Origin of the sequence: Ramlibacter tataouinensis TTB310, assembly GCF_000215705.1 — a bacterium.
GTDB lineage: Bacteria > Pseudomonadota > Gammaproteobacteria > Burkholderiales > Burkholderiaceae_C > Ramlibacter > Ramlibacter tataouinensis.
The window spans coordinates 3,128,564-3,147,449 of the sequence record NC_015677.1 but is presented as its reverse complement, the minus strand read 5'-3'; the positions used below and the strand labels follow the sequence as shown (position 1 = coordinate 3,147,449).

Genomic DNA, 18,886 nt, shown 5'->3' with positions numbered 1-18,886 from the left:
TCCACTATCAGTTCCTGACCTGTTCCATGAGCGATCGCGATGTCCGATGACGTGACCAACCTGGCCCGACGGGATTCGCAGCGCATTCCCCTGGACGACGAGCAGGAAGTGCAGAGCTGGGCCCGCCGCCTGAACACCAGTCCCGAGCGTCTGCGGCAGGCTGTGCAGGCCGTCGGCAACCAGGTCCACGAGGTCCGCGTCCACCTGGGGCAGACATCGCCCACCGGTGATCTGCCGAAGGCGGCGCAGGGCACCGCCGATTGAAGCTCAGCCGGTCATGGCGACCGGTGCAGCCTCGGCGCGGAGAGCGCCTGCAGGCTTTCAGTGACCGCGGCATCGACCTCGCTCCACCTTCCCGTCAGCCCAGCAGCGGTGAGCGCCTTCTCCAGGGCCCGCAGGTCACGCACGCTGGGCGCCACCTTGATCTGGGCGATGGCGGCCGCCGGGTTGCCGGCGCGCAGCAGCGCCAGGATCTTGTCAGGCCAGGAGGAAGAGGAAGGGCGTGCCACGATGGACGTTGGTGGAGAGGTTGTCGGCGCATTGTCCGCCGAGCGCTCTGGCGATCGTCAGAAGCCTCGTTCCACGGACAGGTGCAGCGCCTTGGCGCTCTTGGGCGGCAGCACGGCCGACAGGCGCATGCTGGTGTCGTCCAGGCCGATGCCGCCCAGGCCGATGCGCACCGAAGGCACGATGCCCAGCGTGAGGATGCTTTCCTGCTCGTAGGTGGTTCTGGTGCGGATGCAATAGCCCGACGGGCTGTCGCACTGGATGGTGTCTTTGGTGACCACTTTGGTGAACTTCGCGTAGCCGGTGAACACGCCGATCATCAGGGCGAAGCGGTCCTTGTCGTCGGCGATGGACCAGCCCGCATAGACGGTCTGGTTGCGCAGGCTGTTGCGGTAGGTGCCGGCGATGAAACCGCTGTCCCAGCGCGCATAGGCGCCCGGGTTGTCGTTGTTCCACCGGTGGTTGTCCCGGTCGTGCACGCTGACCAGGTGCAGGCCGGCGGTGGTGGGCTTGGGGATGCCGTCGGCGCTCGCGCTGACGGCGGCCAGCAGCGCCAGCAGGATGACTGCGTGTTTCATGCGGCACCTCCGGCCGGCCTTGACGCTATCGTTGTTCATTGCCCCTCTCTCAATTCCCAGATCGGCCTACTCAAGCATCATTCTGAGCTGCGCCTCAGCGCAGCAGACCTATCCCCGCGTGCTTCTGGAAATCGGCGTGGACCACGGCGGGCGCCTGCTGGACAAGCTGGGGCAGGGCCGCTACGACCTGGCACTGATGCCGGGCCCCGTTTGGGGCTGGCTGTTCAACGAGGTTCCTCTGCGCACCCTGGACCGCTGCTGGATGGCCAGCCCTGAACTGGGAGTGCCGCGGCGGACGCTCACGGTCCAGGAGCTCTCGTCCTACCGGTCGTCTCGCAGTACCCCGACACGATCCCGCTGGGCTCGTAGCAAGTTCTCATCGTTCCGTGCGAATTGCTAGTATCGCGCGATGCGGCGATCGAACTCTTCTCTTTCCGCAACAGCAGCCGAGCCTTCAGCCGATGTAGTCACTTCGTCACTCAGCTTCTTCCTCCTGGGTGCCACGGGCCGTACGGGCTTGCCCTTTCTGTCGCAGGCGCTTGCCCGTGGTCACTTCGTGACCATCTACGTTCGCGGCGTATTGAAATTGCCTGCGTCTGTTATCTCGCATCCGTACCTGCGTGTTTTTACAGGCGAGCTACACGAAGCGGAAAAGATAGAGCTGGCGATAAGGACTGCGAAACCAGACGTGGTGTATGTCATGCTGGCGTCGGAGACCAAGCCACATACGGCCGTTTCCACAGGTACGCACAACACGCTGCTGGCCCTGAGGAAGTTGAAGGCCGTCGCTGCGGTAGATCCAAGGCCTACGCCATTCATCAGCATCGCCGCCTGGGGGCTGGGCCCGACGGGGGCATACATGACCAACTTCTTTGCGCGCATGTTCGTCAGTGTCGCTACGGTGTTGTTCTGGTCGAAGCCCTTGGCTGATTTTGAGAAGCAGTTGGCAGAGGTAGGAGACGCGAAGGACAAGGGGCTCATCCGGCCGACTCTCATCTTGCCCGCATTGCTCAACGATGGAAGGAAGACGAATACTTATTGGTCGGGCGAGGCAAGCATCATGAAGGAGGCCATGGGCGTGACGAATTTTGTGAGCAGGGCCTCCATGGCCGATCTCTGTCTGAAACTGGGAGAGAGGGTGGCGTCGGGCGAGGAGGTGCCGCAATGGGTCGGTATCACAAACTCTTAGGGAAGCGGCTCGCGGACGCTTCCTTTACGACTTGCACTTCAGTCGCCTGACCGAAGCGCCGGACGAGTCAACGTACAGCCGGTAAGTGCTCGGATGCACCCGCTCGCCCCCTGCTGAACACACTCGCGGGGCCGGCGACCCACTCGCCTGCGCGCCGTCGAACACGACCAAGACGACGTCCTTGGCAGGAATCGCGGCTTTATCGACATTGTGCGAGGAGTCGGCCATTCGTACGCTTGCCGGCATGAGGTCGTACCCATTTTTCACTGCACTTCGCCTGCTGATCCTGGCGGGCTTGATGGCCTTGAGCGGCTGTGACGGCGGCGTCCGGGTCCCTGCGGACCTGCCGGATGCCACGGCCGTGGCTCGGCAAGGGCAGGCGTTCCTGGAGGCCATGAAGCCCCGACGTCCGGGCAAGCCTGTCATTGCAGTGCTGGCCTACAACGAGAGCACGGAGACCACGGACTTCCTCTTGTCGCACGCGGTGCTGCAGCGATCCGGGGTGGCCCAGGTCGAGGCTGTCGCGCCGAGGAAAGGTCCGGTCGCGCTGTATCCCGCCTTGCAGATCGAAGTGGCGCAGGACCTGGGCAGCTTCGACCGGGCGCACCCGGGGGGAGCCGACTACGTGATCGTGCCGGCGTTGGACGATGCCGACGACCCCGCCATCAGCCGGTGGCTGCAGCAGCAGACGGCCAAAGGGGCCCGCATCGTCAGCGTTTGCGCGGGCGCGCTGATCGTCGGCCGGGCCGGCCTGCTCGATGGCCGGCGCTTCGTCACGCACTGGCACTTCCGCAAGGACGTGCTCCGCCGGCATCCGACCGCCACCTACGTACCGCACCAACGCTACACGGTGGACGGCAACATCGCCACGACGACGGGCATCACCGCGTCGATGCCCGCGATGCTAGCGCTGGTCGAAGCGGTCGGGGGCCGCGCGCGGGCGCAGGAACTGGCGGCCGAGCTCGGCGTGGCTTCCTGGACACCTGCGCACGACAGTTCCGCCTTCGGCGTGGACGCCAGACGGGCAGTGCACTACCTCCTCGCCAAGGCGGCGTTCTGGCGTGACGAGCATTGGGAGCTGGATGCGCGCGACGGCCTTGACGACATCGCAGTGGCCCTCACGGCCGATGCCTGGTCGCGCACTGGACACGTGCGCGTGACGGCGAGCGGCGCCAGGCCCGTGACGCTGAAAAGCGGTTTGCGCCTGCTCACCGAACGTGCCGAGGCCAGTCAAGGTCGTCTGCCCCTCACGCCGGGCTTGAATCCCAGCCAGCAGCTCGACCAGACCTTGTGCGAGATCGCCAACCGCTTCGGGCAGGCGCGTAGTGAGTGGGTGATGATGGAGCTGGAGTATCCCGGCCGGCTGCAATGCAGCCGCTGACATGCCGGCCCAAGGACCGAAGCGAGAGGTCGCCACTGGAAGGAGAGAGCAATGAGCACAGGTTGGGAAAGGGTCATCTGCGACTTGACGATCTCGGCCGACGGGTACTCGGCCGGGCCCAACCAGACTGAGGAGCGCCCGTTTGGCGAAGACGGCGGCGACGGCTGGGGGAACAAGCTGCACGCATGGATGTTCGAGACGCCAGAGGAGAACCGGGCCGAAGTTGACCAGATCATGGCGGCCAAAGCATTCATCATGGGCCGCAACATGTTTGGCCCGGTGCGTGGCGCGTGGGATCGGCAGTGGAACGGCTGGTGGGGCGACGATCCGCCCTTCCATGCGCCGGTGTTCGTTCTCACCCACCACGCGCGCGAGCCTCAGCGCATGCGGGGCGGCACCACGTACCACTTCGTCACCGACGGGATCCAGTCGGCACTGGCACGTGCACGCGCGGTCGCCGCCGACGGCGATATCGCTGTCCTCGGCGGCGCGACCACCATCAACCAGTACCTGGCCGGCCGTTTGGTCGACGAGTTGCGGCTGCACCTCGCGCCGCTCACGCTTGGCGCGGGCACGCGGTTGTTCGAGGGCGTCCCGCCACTGAATCTCGAGCAGGTGAAGTCGCGCGCGGCTCGCCTGGTCACGCACGTGACCTACCGCATGCCGTCCTGAGCTGGCTCGGCTTCAATACCATCGAGCGTCAATCCGATGGCCTTCCGATCGGGATCAGACGCGAAGTTGCTTCGACGCGCGGTAATCCTTCAGCGTCTTGCCGTGCTGGCGGGCAAAGGCTCGCTGGAGGGCGTCCACCGATCCGAAACCACTCAGTTCGGCAATTCGATCCTGCGGCCAGCGGGTTCGGACAAGAAGATCGGCAGCTTGAGCGACGCGCGCCCGCTCCACAAACCGGGCGGGAGTGCAACCTGTCTCGGCAGCGAATGCGCGGGCGAACTGTCGCGCACTCATGTTCGCCCGCTGCGCCAGAAGTTCAACGGTGAGTTGCTCGTGCAGGTGCGTGCTCATCCAGGCGATCAGTTCACGCAGGGGATTCCTGGCGCCCGTTTGCACCTGCAGAGCCTGACTCAGCTGCGGCTGGTGGCTGCCGCGCAGCATGGGCAGCGCAAGCGTGCGAGCGATGGCCATCGAAACAGACTGCCCGAGGTCATCCTCCACCAACGCAAGCGCCAATTCCAGGCTGGTCGTGACTCCCGCCGAGGTCCAGACCTGGCCATCGCGCACATAGATCCGGTCACGCAGCACGCGCACGGCCGGTCGAACCGACTGCAGAAGGTCCAGTGCGCTCCAATGGGTGGTCGCTTCCCGGCCATCCAGCAGACCTGCCGCGGCCAACGCGAATGCGCCAGAGCAAACGCTGGCGATCCGTCGGGTGCCGGGTGCCACCCTGGCGAGCCACTCGGCAACGCTGCCGTCTCGGAGCAGGGCGCGCAAAGGAGCCTCATCACCGCCGGCGACGATCAGGGTGTCGAGCGTAGCCGGCACCGCCTCGAATGAATGCGTTGCGCGGATCCACAGGCCGGAGTTCGTCTGCACGTCGCCACCCTTCGGACTGGCGAAGCACAGGCGGTACGTGCCTGCATGCAGTTGCTCAGCTTTGGTGAAGACGCTTGCAGGGGCAGCGATGTCAACAGCCTCGGCCCCCTCGAACACCACGATCACGATGTTTTTGGCAGGAACCGCGGCTCTTTCGACATGGCGGTGTCCGTCAGGCATTCCTAAGCTCCGTCGCATGCGATGTGACCAATCCTTCCTCATCAAGACCGCCACGGTATCCGATGAAGCTCAAACCATTGCTGTCGTGGTACTGGCGTTCAGCGCAGACCCCGCGGCGCGTTGGGCATGGCCTGATCCAGATCAGTACCTCAGGCATTTCCCGAGCTTCGTCAGGGTATTCGGGGGCAACGCGTTTGCCCACGATAGCGCCTACTACGTGGACGGCTATGCCGGGGCGGCGCTGTGGCTGCCGCCAGGGGTCAGCCCTGACGAGGACGCGCTGATCGCACTGTTGCAACGCACCGGGTCCGCGCAGGTGCAAAAGGACGGCGCCGCGGTCTTCGAACAGATGGGGCGCTACCACCCGCGGGAGCCGCATTGGTATCTGCCGTTCATTGGAGTCGATCCGTTTCACCAGGGCAAAGGATACGGCGCCGCGTTGATGCAGCATGCCCTCATGCCGTGCGACCGCGACCACGCGCTGGCGTATCTTGAATCCTCCAATCCAGAGAACATTCCGCTCTATCAACGGCACGGGTTCGAGTTGCTGGGCACCATTCAGGTGGGGACATCGCCGCCTATCTTTCCGATGCTCCGCACACCACGGCGCTGAGATCGTTCGAAGCCGCACTCTCAGGCCCGCAGCGTCCTGCGAGCCAGCCGGCGCTGACCCAGGGCATCGCGAAGCTCGAGCGGCGACTCTCGATGCCGCAGGTGCACGCCTTTCTGGCGTTGGTGGAGGCGGGCAGCTTCAGCGCGGCGGGCGTGGCGACGGGCCTGTCGCCGGCGTCGATCCACCGCGCGGTTCGCTCGCTCGAGGAGGCCGTGGGCCAGCCGTTGGTGGAGCGGCACGGGAGGGCGGTGGCGGTCAACGCGAAAGGGCGCCGCTTCGCACGCAGCGGGCGGCTCGCGCTCGCGGAAATCGAAGCGGCGTTCTCGGAGCTGGGCCTGCAGCGCGGCGAACCCATGATCGTCGTCGAAACCACGCTGCTGGTCCGCGCAAAACTCAGCCGCACATGTCAGGTGCCCGCACGCCCTGGGCCCCCGAAGAAGACTGCTCCGGGAGCCCTGTCATACCAGGTCTCCACGGCGGGTCTCCCTCTCCTGATCCCGCCTAGTACTAACCCTGTACTGGTTTCTGCCCCCACCCCCGCCCCTAGAATGCGCGCACAACAGGAGCAGCGGAGACAAACCCTTGGTCGAAAGCTCGCAGCGGACCGTGGCGCTGTATCGGACGATGGCCCGCATCCGGGCCTTCGAGAACGCAGCGGAGATCGCCAGCCAGGGCGGGGTCAGCGCCTACGGCAGCTCGGCGGGCGCCGGCGCCCGGGTCCGCGGCCCGCTCCACCTGTCCACGGGCCAGGAGGCGGTGCCCGCCGGCGTCTGTGCCCACCTGCGTACCGACGACTACCTGACCTCCACCCACCGCGGCCACGGCCACACGCTGGCCAAGGGCGCCGACCTGGCGCGCATGATGGCCGAGCTGTTCGGCAAGGCCAGCGGGTCCAACGCCGGCAAGGGCGGCTCCATGCACATCGCCGATTTCTCGGTGGGCATGCTGGGCGCCAACGGCGTGGTGGCGGCGGGCCTGCCCATCGCGGTGGGCGCGGCCCATGCGCAGAAGCTGCAGGGGCGCGACGCGATCACCGCCTGCTTCTTCGGCGACGGCGCCATCAACCGCGGGCCCTTCCTGGAGTCGCTCAACTGGGCGCAGGTGTACGGCCTGCCCCTGCTGTTCGTGTGCGAGGACAACCGCTGGAGCGCCACCACGGCCAGCGGCCCGATGACGGCCGGGGAGGGCGCCTCGGCCCGCGCCGACAGCCTGGGCATCGCCGGCGAGCAGGTGGACGGCAACGACGTGCTCGCGGTTGACGAGGCGGCCGGCCGCCTGGTGCGGGAGGTCCGGGCCCGGCGGCAACCGCGGCTGCTGCACGCCATCACCTACCGCGTGAAGGGCCACGTGTCCGTCGACGCCGCGGCCTACCGCGACCCGCGCGAGCTGCAGCAGGCGCTGCAGGCCGACCCCCTCGCCCGCGCCCGCAGCCGCTTCCTGGCGCAGGGCGGCGACGCGGCCGTGCTGGACGCGATCGACCGCGAGGCGCAAGAGGAGGTGGCCCGGGCGCTGGCGGCGGCCGACGCCGCGCCCTGGCCGGCGCCGGAGGCCGCGTTCACCGACGTGCAGACCACGGGGGCCGGGCTGTGGCGGTGATGAGCTACGCGCAGGCGGCGGCGCTGGCGCTCGCGCACGCCATGGAAGCCGACCCCCGCGTCGTGGTGCTGGGCGAGGACATCGGCCGCGGTGGCATCTTCGGCCAGTACCAGGGCCTGCAGCAGCGCTTCGGTACGGACCGGGTGATCGACACGCCGATCAGCGAGGCCACCATCCTGGGCGCCGGGGTCGGCATGGCCCTGGCCGGCCTGCGGCCGGTGGTCGAGATGCGCGTCGTCGACTTCGCCCTGTGTGCCATGGACGAGATCGTCAACCAGGCGGCCAAGAACCGCTTCATGTTCGGCGGCCAGGGCCGGGTGCCGCTGGTGATGCGCATGCCGGTGGGCATCTGGGATTCGTCGGCCGCGCAGCACTCGCAGTCGCTGGAGAGCTGGTTCGCCCACGTGCCGGGGCTGGTGGTGGTCTGCCCCGCCACCCCGCAGGACAACTACTCGCTGCTGCGCGCGGCGCTGGACTGCGGCGACCCGGTGGTCTACCTGGAGCACAAGACCCTGTGGGGGCTGCAGGGCGAGGTCGACGTGCAGGCCCGCGAGCAGCTGGGCAGCGCGCGCACGGTGCGCCCGGGCCGGCACCTCACTCTCGTCAGCTGGAGCCGCCAGGTCCATGCCTGCGCCCAGGCCTGCGAGGCGCTCGCCGCCCAGGGCATAGCCGCGGAGCTGATCGACCTGCGCAGCATCTGGCCCTGGGACCGGGCCGCGGTGCTGGCGTCCTGCGCGCGGACCGGCCACCTGCTGGTGGTCCACGAGGCGGTGCAGGCGGCCGGCTTCGGCGCCGAGATCGCCGCCGCCGCGGCCGAGGCGACCGGCTGCCGCGTCAGGCGCCTGGGCGCGCCGCGCATCCCGGTGGGCTACTCGCCCGTGCTGGAGGCGCAGGCGCGCATCCAGGCCGCCGACATCGCAGCCGCCGCACGAGGCATGCTGGAGCAGACGCGATGACGCAGAACCGGGAGACGGGCACCCCGCAGGCGGATCAGCTGCAAACGGGCGACGAGCCGGACGAGGCCACGGTCGTCCCGCTGAAGATCGAGGACTGGCTGACGGTGGTGGTGATGGCCCTGCTGGCGCTGATCACCTTCGCCAACGTGCTGGTGCGCTACTTCACCAGCCAGTCCTTCGCCTGGACCGAGGAGATCTCGGTCTTCCTCATGATCGTGCTGACCCTGGTCGCGGGCTCCGCGGCGGTGGCGCGCAACCGGCAGATCCGCATCGAGTACTTCTCGGACAACGGCCCCGCCTGGCGTCAGCGCGCGCTGGCGCGCTTCGGCGCCCTGACGGTGTTCGTGCTGTTCGCGCTGATCGCCGTGCTGAGCGCGCGGGTGGTGTGGGACGACATCCGCTTCGGCGAGACCTCGCCCGGCATCGGCGTGCCCCAGTGGTGGTACACGGTGTGGCTGCCCGTCATGTCGGTGGCGATCGCCTTGCGGGCCCTGGGCCTGTTCATCCGCCGGGGTCGCCGGCCGTGATCGCGACCCTGCTGTTCGCCGCCTTCCTCGGGCTGCTGTTCATCGGCGTGCCCATCGGCGCGGCGCTCGGCCTGGCCGGGGCGGTGTGCATCGCGCTGGCCAATGCCGACGTGCAGTGGTGGGGGCTGCTGGCCGTGCCGCAGAACTTCTACGCCGGGCTGGCCAAGTACCCGCTGCTGGCGGTGCCCATGTTCGTGCTGGTCGGCTCCATTTTCGACCGCTCGGGCGTCGCCTCGCGCCTGGTGAATTTCGCCGTGTCCATCGTCGGCCGCGGCCCGGGCATGCTGCCGCTGGTGGCCATCGCGGTCGCGATGTTCCTGGGCGGCATCTCGGGCTCCGGCCCGGCCAACGCGGCCGCGGTGGGCGCCGTGATGATCGCGGCCATGAGCCGGGCGGGCTACCCGCCGGCCTACTCGGCCAGCGTGGTGGGCGCGGCCGCCGCCACCGACATCCTGATCCCGCCGTCCATCGCCTTCATCATCTACTCGGTGCTGGTGCCCGGCGCCTCGGTGCCGGCGCTGTTCGCGGCGGGCATGGTGCCCGGCGTGATGGCCGGGCTGGCGCTGATGGTCCCCGCGGTGTGGCTGGCCCGCCGCCACGGCATGGGCGCGCAGGAGGCCGGCATGCCGCGGCCGCCCTTCTGGCGCAGCCTGCGCGAGGCGGCCTGGGGCCTGTTCGCGCCGGTGCTGATCCTGGGCGGCATGCGCGCCGGCTGGTTCACGCCGACCGAGGCCGCCGTGGTGGCGGTGTTCTACGGCCTGTTCGTGGGGATGGCGGTGCACCGGACCATCAAGGTGCGCGACCTGTTCGTCATCCTGCGCGAGTCGGGCGAGCTGTCGGCCGTGATCCTGCTGGTGGTGTCGCTGGCCGGCATCTTCGCGTACTCGCTGTCCACCCTGGGCGTGATCGACCCGGTGACGCGCGCCATCGTCGGCTCCGGCCTGGGCGAGTACGGCGTGCTGGCGCTGCTCATCCTGATGCTGGTCACCTTCGGCATGTTCCTGGACGGCGTGTCGATCTTCCTCATCTTCGTGCCGCTGCTGCTGCCCATCATGCGCCACTACCAGTGGGACCCGGTCTGGTTCGGCGTCATCCTCACCCTCAAGGTGGCGCTCGGCCAGTTCACCCCGCCGCTGGCCGTGAACCTGATGGTCTCGTGCCGCATCGCCAAGGTGCCGATGGAATCCACCGTCCGCTGGGTCGGCTGGATGCTGGTCTCGATGGCGCTGGTGATGGCGGCCGTGATCGCCTTCCCCCAGACGGCGCTGTGGCTGCCGCGCACCCTGGGCTACTGATTTCCCACCCCTGTTATCCGTGAACGCAACCCTAGGAGACACACCATGACATTCCGTCGAACCCTGCTGGGCCTGGCCCTCGCCGCCACCGCCGTTGCCGGCGCCACCTTCGGCACCGGCGCCATCGCCCAGGCCGCCTACAAGCCCGAGTACAAGGTCTCGCTGGTGCTGGGGCCGCCCACGCCCTGGGGCATGGCCGGCCAGATCTGGGCCGACCTGGTGAAGGAGCGCACCCAAGGGCGCATCAACATGAAGCTCTACCCCGGCGTGTCGCTGGTGCAGGGCGACCAGACCCGGGAGTTCAGCTCGCTGCGCCAGGGCGTGATCGACATGGCGGTCGGCTCCACCATCAACTGGTCGCCGCAGATCAAGGAGCTGAACCTGTTCTCCATGCCCTTCCTGATGCCCGACTACGCGGCGGTCGACGCGCTCACGCAGGGCGAGGTCGGCAAGCGCATGTTCGAGATCGTGGACCGGGCCGGCGCGGTGCCGCTGGCCTGGGGCGAGAACGGCTTCCGCGAGCTCACCAACAGCAAGAAGCCGATCAAGTCGCCGCAGGACCTCAAGGGGATGAAGATCCGCGTGGTCGGCTCGCCTTTGTTCTCCGACACGTTCAACGCGCTGGGCGCCAACCCGACCCAGATGAGCTGGGCCGATGCGCAGCCGGCGCTGTCCAGCGGCGCGGTGGACGGCCAGGAGAACCCGATGTTCCTGTTCACCGTGCTGAAGATGCACACCGTGGGCCAGAAGTTCGTGACCACCTGGGGCTACGTGGCCGACCCGCTGATCTTCGTGGTGAACAAGGACGTGTGGGCGTCCTGGACGCTGGCCGACCAGGCCATCGTGCGGCAGGCGGCGGTGGACGCCGGCAAGCAGGAGATCGCGCTGGCCCGCAAGGGCCTGGTGGAGGCCGACAAGCCGCTGCTGAAGGAAGTGGCCGCCATGGGCGTGACCGTGACCAGCCTGACGCCGGCCGAGCGCGAGGCCTTCGTCAAGGCCACCCGGCCGGTCTACGACAAGTGGAAGAACACCGTGGGCGCCGACCTGGTGAACACGGCCGAGAAGGCGATCGCGGCGCGCAAGAAGTAATTCCTGCCCTCAGGCGGCCAGCCCTGCCTCTTGCAGCACTGGCCTCCATTGGTCCTTCACCAGTTTCTGGAATCCCTGCGGCGTCGGGTGCAGTTCATTGGCCCAGTGCTCCGGCGCCAGGGTGCCTCGCGAGTCCACCAGCCTGAAGTGCTCCGGATCGCTCTCGCAGATGGATTCGAGCACCTCGGCGAACCGGTCGATGAGCAGTTTCACGCATTCCTGCTGCAGGTGCGGCTTCACCTTGGCATCGTCCAGGGCGGGCTTGAGCCAGCTGTCGCCGAAGACGCCCCGGCCATTGGGGATGGCGTAGTCGTACGTGTGCATCACGACGACGCAGTCGCTGCGGGTGCTGGCGTGGATCAGGCCGACGAGCCGCCGGTAATGGTCGTCCACGGCGGCGAAGAATTCATCGAGCCCCGGCTTCGCCGCGAAGCAGGCCTGCGGGTCATCCTCCTGGGAGCAGTCGCTCTTGAGCAGGGGGCGCAGGTCGGCGAAGCCGGCGAAGTCGTTGCCGCCGCCGCTGATGAAGACCGCCTTGAGCTTGTTGCGGTAGCCTTTGAGCGCCTCGCGCACCTGCCGGGCGTACTTGCCGTCGATGTAGTCGTAGGCTTCCGCGCCGTTCATGCCGATGGCGAAGATGAAGTGGTCCTTGCTTTTCACCGCCTGCCCGAGGTAGTTGATCAGGCTGCCGCCATAGAAGGGATACCAGAACCAGGAATCGCCGATCGCCAGGATCGTCGGCGCCCGCGATTCCGTTTCGTTCATCAGACGCTCGTCCCAGAAGTAGTTCACGCTCATGGTCGTCTCCTTGGAAGTACGCCGGCGGTGCGGCGATGGGGCGCCAAGTTGACACCTTTTTGCGGGGCGACGGCAAGTGTCGTTGCTGGACCGTGTGAGTTCTTCGGCCAAAACTTTGAGCTGAACAGTAATCTTGATGTGGCGATGCCGAGCTGGAGCTGTACTTGATTTTTAGGACTTCATCGCCTAACAACGGGTCAGGACAACCTGCTGGAGGAGCCAATGCCAGAAATGCCAACTGCTCCGGCGCCCGCAGTGCAGCGGCGTCGTGCCGGGCGGGACAGCTCCCACCCGACCTTCCTTGAGCAACGGTTCTTCGTTGTTGGCGTGGTCTGGCTCTTGTTTACCTTGGCTTCGGCCGGGTACATCATGTTCGGTCCCCCGCTGTGTTCGCCCCTGAAGATCACGACCTTCACCACCATACTTTCCCTCGCGGCCGGCTTCTTTGCGTGGACCTTTGCGGGGTCCATCCATGCCCGCTCAAGGAACCTGGTTCCCGGCGTGATCATCGTGGCCACCGGCGGCTTCGCGGTCTTTCTGGTTTTGCAGCTGAAGTTGGATCCAGACAAGATGGCTCTCGATCCGGAGTGTCACCATCCGCGCCCGAGGGACAGTGCGAGCCAGTACTTCAACGAGATCGCGGTCCACACATCGAATGTCGTCAAGGACCTGACGGAGGCCAAGCACAATCCGGCGCTGAATCGGCAAGTCTATGAGCAGGCGCTGACGCTCAATGCCAAGATCCGCCCATTTCCCAAGGAGCACTTGAGTGAGCTCCAAAGAGCGGTCCTGGCCCTGTACGGCGCACAAACCGCCGCTGCCTTGGCGATCGCCATGGAGCCCATTGCGGCAAATGCGCGGGACGCAAGAGCATTCGCCAAGGAGGCGGTTGCCTACGCGAAGGTTTCCAACGACACGCTCGCATCGTTGATGTCCAGAGGCGATGTAGCGGGCCAGGCGGCCATCGATTACGTTTCCACCTACAAAACGCAGGACAAGGCCAGGTACATGGAGGGTCTGGCGAAGATCCTGGAGGCTCAGTGGGCGCAGCTTGCAGGGGCTAAGCCCGAGTACTCGGACGCCGATATCGCCGCGGCGTTTTCAGGCTTGAAGTCTCAGTTCCTGCGCGACATATCCGCTTCGACCGACGGTCCCATCAAGTGGTACTGCGGCAGCAGCAAGAGCAAGGAGAGGGCACCATGCGACGCACTCTGATCGGCCTCTTGGGCGGCGCGGTCTTCAGAGCCGCCGCTTGGATCCTGCTCGTCACTGCGGCCACGACAGGCGCGCAAGCCAGTCCAGGCTCGTTGTCTGCGGGCAGTACACAGCCTGTGCCGAAGCAGTCGGCGGCCGTGCCCGGCGGCAACTCGTTCCCCGGCGTCGACCCGCCACCGCCACCAACTTATCCAGGAGTTCCGCCCGCTCCAGTTCCGCCACCCAAGGCCCTTGAGCATCTCAAGCCCCAAAAGGACACCGCGCAGCAGCTCATCATCGACTCGCAAAAATACCCCAGCGTTCCCCCGCCCCCACCACCGCCGTTTCCGCCATCAACGGGAAATCGGATCCAGGATGAGAGCGACGCAACACGCATCGACGCGAGGCCGGGGGTGTCGAACGTCCGTATTCTTCGCCAGCAGTTGGGTGGCGCCGGCCGTTGAAGAGGCCGCTGGTGCTGACCGGCGGTTGAGACTCCGCGGTACTCGTACTTAGACGGTATCGCGGATCGACCGCAGCAGCGCCTGCAGCCCGTCGATATCGGCCGGCTTGACCAGGTGGTGGTCGAACCCGGCGTCCTGCGCCCGCCGCCGGTCGCTGTCCTGCCCCCAGCCCGTCAGCGCCACCAGCGTGGCCGGGCTGTCCGGAAAGCCGGCCCGGATGGCCTGGGCCACCTCGTAGCCGTTCATCTCCGGCATGCCGATGTCCAGCAGCACGACGCGCGGCTGGAAATCGGCGAAGACCTGCAGCGCCTCGCGCCCGCCGCGGGCGATGCGCACGTCGGCGCCCAGGTAGCCGAGGATTTCGCCCAGGCTGTCGCCCGCGTCGTGGTTGTCGTCCACCACCAGCACCGTGATGCGGTCCAGGTCCTGCGGGCCGGAAGCCGCCGGCCCGGGCGCGGCGTGCCGCTCGTGCTGCGCCAGCGGCAGGCGCAGCACGAACTCGCTGCCCTTGCCCAGTCCTTCGCTGTAGCCCTCGAGCGTGCCGCCGTGCATCTGCGCCAGCCGGCGCGACAGGGCCAGCCCGATGCCCAGCCCGCCCTGGGGCCGGCCGCTGTCGCGGTGCCCCCGGCTGAACATCTCGAACATGCGCGGCAGCGCCTCGGGCTCGATGCCCAGGCCGGTGTCGCGCAGGCTGACCACCGCGTGGCCATCCTCGGCCCAGCTGCGCACCGTGATGTGCCCGCCTTCATGGCTGTACTTGGCCGCGTTGTTCAGCAGGTTGGCCACGATCTGCGCCAGCCGGACGGGATCGCCTTCCACCCAGAGCGGGGCCGCCGCGAGCTCGAGCGCCAGCCGGTGCCCGGCCGCCTGGATCAGGGGTTCGCTGGTTTCCAAGGCGTTGTGGACGATGGTGGAGACCTCCACCGGCTCCTTGCGCAGCGACAGCGCGCCGCGGCTGATGCGCGAGATCTCCAGCAGGTCGTCGACCAGGCGCACCATGTGGTTGAGCTGGCGCTCCATGATCACCTGGATGCGCTCGGTCTTGGGGTTGGCGCCGTCGACGCGCCGCAGCAGGGCCAGCGAGTTGCGCAGGGGCGCCAGCGGGTTCCTCAGCTCGTGGGACAGCGTCGCCAGGAACTCGTCCTTGGCCCGGTCCGACTCGGCCAGGCGGGCCGCCTGCTCACGCAAGGCCTGCTCGGCGGCCTGGCGGTCGGTGACGTCGCGCGTGGTGCCGGCGATGGCCACCACCTCGCCGCCGGGCCCCAGCACCGGCGCGAAGATGTAGTCGTAGACCCGCGTGCCGTTGGTGCCGGTGAAAGGGATCTCGCCGCGCACCGGCGCGCGGGTGCGGATCACCTCGTCGATCTCGGCGTCGTGCCTGTCCGCGTGCCACTGCTCGTAGCCCAGGTCCATCCAGCGCTTGCCGCGCACGTCGTCCACGCCCCAGACCTTGAGCAGCGCCTCGTTGGCGTAGATGGCGCGGTGGTCCAGGTCGAACACGTAGACGAAGTCCGGCGTGCTGTTCAGCGCGGTCTCGTAGATGCGCCGCTGGGTCTCGGACGCGGCGATCAGCCGCTCCCGCTCGGCCTGCAGCCGCTTGGGCTCGGTGGCGTCGCGGAAGTACACCGAGATGCCCTCGTGGGCGGGGAAGGTGGTCACCTCGTACCAGCGGTCGTGCCCGGCATAGAAGGCGGTGAAGCTGGACATCTCCCGCTCGTGCATGGTGCGGCGGTACATCCGCTCGAAGATCGTCCCTTCCAGCCCCGGGTACTCGGTCCACAGGGTCCTGCCCTCCAGCGAGCCGCGCTCGCGCCCCAGGATCCGGTGGGCTTCGCGGTTCACGTAGTCGAACCGCCATTTCCGGTCCAGCGTGAAGAAGCCCTCGGTGATGCTCTCCAGGATCGCCACCGCGTCGCGCTTGGCCTTGGCCGAGGCCTCCTCGATGCGGTGCAGGATGTACTGGACCTCGCCGTCCTCCGACAAGACGGGCGCGTTGATCACGGTCCAGAAGCGCTCCTCGAACTCGCCGCCGGCCGCGGCCGGCCGGCGCACGTCGTATCTCTGCGTGGGCATGGCGTCGGTCTGGCGCGTGGCCAGGACCTTCTCGAACGAGGCCCGGAGGTTCTGCGTCGAACGGGCGTCCACGGTGGCCGGGTTGTCCGGGAACACCTCGAAGACCGGCCGGCCGAAGATGCCGCGGTCGGTGTGGGTGGCCCGCAGGTACTCTTCGCTGGCGCCCACGATGCAGAACCCTTCGTCGGGACGGACGACGAGCAACAGGTCGGGCGCGTTCTTGACGAACCGTTGGATCTGCTCGGTGTTCATCAGGGTGTCGTCTGGCTCGGCCGCAGGCCGCTCCATGCTGTTCGGATGCAGCCCCGTGGTGGCTGCGGTGGAAGGTGGTCGGCGATTCTAGATTTGCTGCCGCGGACGCGAGGCCCAGCCGTGAGCAGTGGCCGGCCCAAAAGAAAATTTTCCACACCATGACCGCAGAGCCAGGGTCGGGCGCCCTCAAGCGCCCGAAAGCAGGCGGTCTGCCAGCACCTGGAGGTCCGCAACGTGCAGCGTCGGCTCGGGCGCCAGGGGAAACTTCTGCTGCTCCTGGCGTGCGATGAAGGCGGTGCGCATGCCCGCCCAGGCCGCCCCGGCCACATCCCAGCCGTGGACCGTCGAACAGCAGGACGCGAGGACGGTTGCCTTCGGTGTTCATCGCGGTTTCCAAGGTTGGTCGGGCGCCGGCTGGCGGCGTGGTCGGCTTCGACTTCATGGTGCGTCCATCATCCCTTCCACGATCTCGCCCCATGTAAGCGCAGGTTGGCAGCCCGGGGGGCGCAGGTATTGCTCAGCGCAGCCTGGCGGCCGAGTCACCAGGCCGGGCAGAATCCTGCGCATGCTTGCGCGTGCTCCGGCCTGGACCTGCCGCCTGGGGGCGATCTGCTGCTGCTGGCTGCTCGGCAGCCCGCTCGCGGCGGCGTCCTCGTTCACCGCGATACAGGTCGCAGGTGGCGACGAGGCTCGGGCGAACTGCACCGGGTCCCCGGTGGCCGCTGCGGCGGCTGCGGGACAGCAGCCGACCTTCAGCGAGTTGCTGCCCGGCAGCCTGCCGGTGGCAGGCAAGCGCGACATCGCCTGGATCTGGCTTGGCTCATCCACACAGCGGTATACGCACGCGGCGCTGGGCAGCGGCACCCACGCAGCGAGCCTGCATGCGATCACCCGCGGTCAGAACGGGCGCGAGCTTGTCCTGGAGCTGCCGCCGGAGCGCGTGATCGAGGACCGGCTGCCGCGCCTCGCCGACCTGGACGGCGACGGGCAGGATGAGGCGATCGTCGTGGAGTCGCACGCGAGCCGTGGCGCGGCGCTCGTGGTGTACGCCATTGACCGCAGCGGCAGCCAGCAGCGCTGGCTCGAGCGTGCCCGCAGCGAGCCCGTCGGTGCCATGCGCTGGCTCAACCCGGTGGGCGTTGCCGATTTCGACGGCGACGGGCATTCCGAAATCGCTAGTGTTTCGACGCCGCACATCGGAGGCGTGCTCACGCTGTACCGCTACGCGCCGCCGCACTTGCGTACCGTCGCCCGCATGGGCGGGGTCTCCAACCACCGCATGGGCTCGCCCGAGCAGCGCCTGTCGGCGATCGTCCGCGGCCCGCGCGGGCCGCTCGTGGTGGTGCCGGACCAGGCGTTTGCACGCCTGCTGCTGCTGCAGTGGCGGGCCGGCCAAGGCTGGCGCGAGGCAGCCGCCCCGGTAGGCCTGCCCGCCCCGGTGGAGCGGATGCGCGAGCGCGGCGAGGCTGTCTGTGTCGAGCTGCGCGGCGGTGCATGGCTGAGGATCAACGCCCGTTAGTCCAGGCCGCGTCGCCGCGCAATCAGCCCGTGGCCACGCCTTTGCGCGGGTGCTCGCGGAAAAAGCGCAGCATCTCGGCAGTGGCGTCCGGTCCTTCAGGGTCGGTGTAGCTGCCGCGCTTGCTGCCGCCCGACCAGGCATGGGGCGCGCCGTGCACCAGCCAGTGCTCGGCGACCACCGCGCCCGTGGCGTCCCGCTGCACCTGCCGCGTGGCGCGCCGCCGGCCGGCGGGCCGCAGTTCCTCCGGCTCGGCGGTGGTGCCGCCCACGGGCCCGGCCGCGGCCATGACCTGCCGGCCGTTGACCGGGTGCACCGTCGCGTCGGCATCGCCGTGGAAGACGATGGTCGGCACCGGGACGGCGCGGGCAGGCCGCTGCGCGCCCTTTTTCATCGCCTCGAAGGCCGACGGCACGTCGTGTGCCGCCCCGGCCGCCAGCCCCGAATGCACGCCGGCGGCGGCAAAAATTTCCGGGTAGGCCGCTGCCACGATGGCGGCCATCGCGCCGCCGGCCGACAGGCCCGCCACGTACACCCGGTCCGGATCGATCGGATAACGGGCCATGAGCCCGCGCACCATGCCGGCCAGCAGTTCGGGCTCGCCGCGCCCGCGCCCCTGGTGGTTGGGCTTGAACCAGTTCCAGCAGCGCTGCGGGTTGGCGCGCTGCGCCTGGGCGGGGTATAGGACGAAAAAGCCCTCGGCCTGCGCCAGTTCGTTCATGCGCGTGCCCGCGGCGAAGTCGTCCGGGTCCTGGGTGCAGCCGTGCAGCATGACCACCAGGGGCAGGGGCCCGCTGCCGGCGCCGGCCGGGATGAACAGCTTGTAGTCGCGGCCGGCCAGGCCGGCGCCGCCGTGGTGGCCCGCGACGAAGGCCTCTTGCCCGGGCACGGCGGTTGCCGGGTCGCGCGTGCGCGGCGCCGTCGGCGCGGCGGCGGGGCCGCGCCCGGGCGGCTGCCCGACGTCGGGCACCTCGCGGGCCTCCACGTCGATAACCTCGCCGCCAGGTTCGGACCCGGCGGGGCCGCCCAGGGCGCGCTGGATCGCTTGGGTGGCCGCCTGCAGGTCACCGCGGCGGGTGAGGTGCGTGGCTGTCTGGAGAAGGCGCTGGAGATCGGGATGCATGGTT

The 18,886-nt window shown here is 68.3% G+C and carries 19 protein-coding genes and 1 pseudogene; 14 read left to right on the top strand and 6 right to left on the bottom strand.

Annotated features, from left to right (window positions below):
* Nucleotides 1-39: 39 nt before the first annotated feature.
* Nucleotides 40-264 carry a DUF3606 domain-containing protein gene (locus RTA_RS15145; RefSeq protein WP_013902293.1) on the top strand — a complete coding sequence of 75 codons (225 nt, stop codon included), beginning with the start codon at nt 40-42 and terminating at the stop codon, nt 262-264.
* An 11-nt stretch (nt 265-275) separates the two neighbouring features.
* Here RTA_RS15145 and RTA_RS15140 read toward each other — a convergent pair whose 3' ends face one another.
* Nucleotides 276-509, bottom strand: a complete 234-nt coding sequence (locus RTA_RS15140; protein ID WP_041675638.1) for a hypothetical protein — start codon at nt 507-509, stop codon at nt 276-278.
* Nucleotides 510-566: 57 nt separating this feature from the next.
* The gene (locus RTA_RS15135) at nt 567-1,085 is read right to left on the bottom strand and encodes a hypothetical protein (protein WP_013902292.1); all 519 of its coding nucleotides are present in this window, start codon (nt 1,083-1,085) and stop codon (nt 567-569) included.
* Here RTA_RS15135 and RTA_RS21460 point away from each other — a divergent pair.
* From RTA_RS21460 to RTA_RS15115, 4 genes are all read left to right on the top strand, one after another.
* A complete protein-coding gene (locus RTA_RS21460) occupies nt 1,024-1,485 on the top strand; it encodes a LysR substrate-binding domain-containing protein (RefSeq protein ID WP_143762987.1) in 462 nt (153 codons plus the stop codon). The genes RTA_RS15135 and RTA_RS21460 overlap by 62 nt on opposite strands.
* 9 nt (nt 1,486-1,494) lie before the next feature.
* A complete protein-coding gene (locus tag RTA_RS20385; protein WP_081466288.1) occupies nt 1,495-2,274 on the top strand; it encodes an NAD(P)H-binding protein in 780 nt (259 codons plus the stop codon).
* Between the two features lie 244 nt (nt 2,275-2,518).
* Entirely contained in the window at nt 2,519-3,655 is a 1,137-nt protein-coding gene (locus tag RTA_RS15120; protein ID WP_041676479.1) for a DJ-1/PfpI family protein, read from the top strand.
* Nucleotides 3,656-3,706: 51 nt separating this feature from the next.
* Nucleotides 3,707-4,327, top strand: a complete 621-nt coding sequence (locus RTA_RS15115) for a dihydrofolate reductase family protein (protein ID WP_013902289.1) — start codon at nt 3,707-3,709, stop codon at nt 4,325-4,327.
* A gap of 54 nt (nt 4,328-4,381) precedes the next feature.
* On the opposite strand, the gene RTA_RS15110 is transcribed toward RTA_RS15115, so the two are convergent.
* Entirely contained in the window at nt 4,382-5,386 is a 1,005-nt protein-coding gene (locus RTA_RS15110) for a GlxA family transcriptional regulator (RefSeq protein WP_013902288.1), read from the bottom strand.
* A gap of 16 nt (nt 5,387-5,402) precedes the next feature.
* Here RTA_RS15110 and RTA_RS15105 point away from each other — a divergent pair, with 16 nt between their 5' ends.
* From RTA_RS15105 to RTA_RS15080, 7 genes and pseudogenes are all read left to right on the top strand, one after another.
* The gene (locus RTA_RS15105) at nt 5,403-5,999 is read left to right on the top strand and encodes a GNAT family N-acetyltransferase (protein ID WP_013902287.1); all 597 of its coding nucleotides are present in this window, start codon (nt 5,403-5,405) and stop codon (nt 5,997-5,999) included.
* A gap of 92 nt (nt 6,000-6,091) precedes the next feature.
* A pseudogene (locus RTA_RS21455) lies at nt 6,092-6,259 on the top strand (helix-turn-helix domain-containing protein); the annotation flags it as partial.
* Between the two features lie 364 nt (nt 6,260-6,623).
* The gene (locus RTA_RS15100; RefSeq protein WP_049871391.1) at nt 6,624-7,595 is read left to right on the top strand and encodes a thiamine pyrophosphate-dependent dehydrogenase E1 component subunit alpha; all 972 of its coding nucleotides are present in this window, start codon (nt 6,624-6,626) and stop codon (nt 7,593-7,595) included.
* A complete protein-coding gene (locus tag RTA_RS15095; protein WP_013902285.1) occupies nt 7,586-8,551 on the top strand; it encodes an alpha-ketoacid dehydrogenase subunit beta in 966 nt (321 codons plus the stop codon). The genes RTA_RS15100 and RTA_RS15095 overlap by 10 nt, the downstream gene beginning before the upstream one ends.
* The gene (locus RTA_RS15090) at nt 8,548-9,078 is read left to right on the top strand and encodes a TRAP transporter small permease (RefSeq protein WP_013902284.1); all 531 of its coding nucleotides are present in this window, start codon (nt 8,548-8,550) and stop codon (nt 9,076-9,078) included. The genes RTA_RS15095 and RTA_RS15090 overlap by 4 nt, the downstream gene beginning before the upstream one ends.
* Nucleotides 9,075-10,373 carry a TRAP transporter large permease gene (locus tag RTA_RS15085; RefSeq protein WP_013902283.1) on the top strand — a complete coding sequence of 433 codons (1,299 nt, stop codon included), beginning with the start codon at nt 9,075-9,077 and terminating at the stop codon, nt 10,371-10,373. Before RTA_RS15090 ends, RTA_RS15085 begins: the two co-directional genes overlap by 4 nt.
* Nucleotides 10,374-10,418: 45 nt before the next feature.
* Nucleotides 10,419-11,462, top strand: a complete 1,044-nt coding sequence (locus RTA_RS15080) for a DctP family TRAP transporter solute-binding subunit (RefSeq protein ID WP_013902282.1) — start codon at nt 10,419-10,421, stop codon at nt 11,460-11,462.
* 9 nt (nt 11,463-11,471) lie between these two features.
* On the opposite strand, the gene RTA_RS15075 is transcribed toward RTA_RS15080, so the two are convergent.
* Complete coding sequence (locus tag RTA_RS15075) at nt 11,472-12,260, bottom strand: SGNH/GDSL hydrolase family protein (protein WP_013902281.1); 789 nt, start codon at nt 12,258-12,260, stop codon at nt 11,472-11,474.
* 222 nt (nt 12,261-12,482) lie between these two features.
* Here RTA_RS15075 and RTA_RS15070 point away from each other — a divergent pair, with 222 nt between their 5' ends.
* Nucleotides 12,483-13,475: a hypothetical protein gene (locus RTA_RS15070; protein ID WP_143762986.1), complete on the top strand. Its 993-nt coding sequence runs from the start codon at nt 12,483-12,485 to the stop codon at nt 13,473-13,475.
* Nucleotides 13,476-13,966: 491 nt separating this feature from the next.
* Here RTA_RS15070 and RTA_RS19870 read toward each other — a convergent pair whose 3' ends face one another.
* Nucleotides 13,967-16,243, bottom strand: coding sequence for a hybrid sensor histidine kinase/response regulator (locus RTA_RS19870; RefSeq protein WP_158307844.1), 2,277 nt, complete (start codon nt 16,241-16,243; stop codon nt 13,967-13,969).
* Between the two features lie 565 nt (nt 16,244-16,808).
* Here RTA_RS19870 and RTA_RS19865 point away from each other — a divergent pair.
* Nucleotides 16,809-17,762 carry an FG-GAP repeat domain-containing protein gene (locus tag RTA_RS19865; protein ID WP_013902277.1) on the top strand — a complete coding sequence of 318 codons (954 nt, stop codon included), beginning with the start codon at nt 16,809-16,811 and terminating at the stop codon, nt 17,760-17,762.
* 22 nt (nt 17,763-17,784) lie between these two features.
* Here RTA_RS19865 and RTA_RS15055 read toward each other — a convergent pair whose 3' ends face one another.
* Complete coding sequence (locus RTA_RS15055; RefSeq protein WP_041675633.1) at nt 17,785-18,882, bottom strand: extracellular catalytic domain type 1 short-chain-length polyhydroxyalkanoate depolymerase; 1,098 nt, start codon at nt 18,880-18,882, stop codon at nt 17,785-17,787.
* Nucleotides 18,883-18,886: the final 4 nt, after the last annotated feature.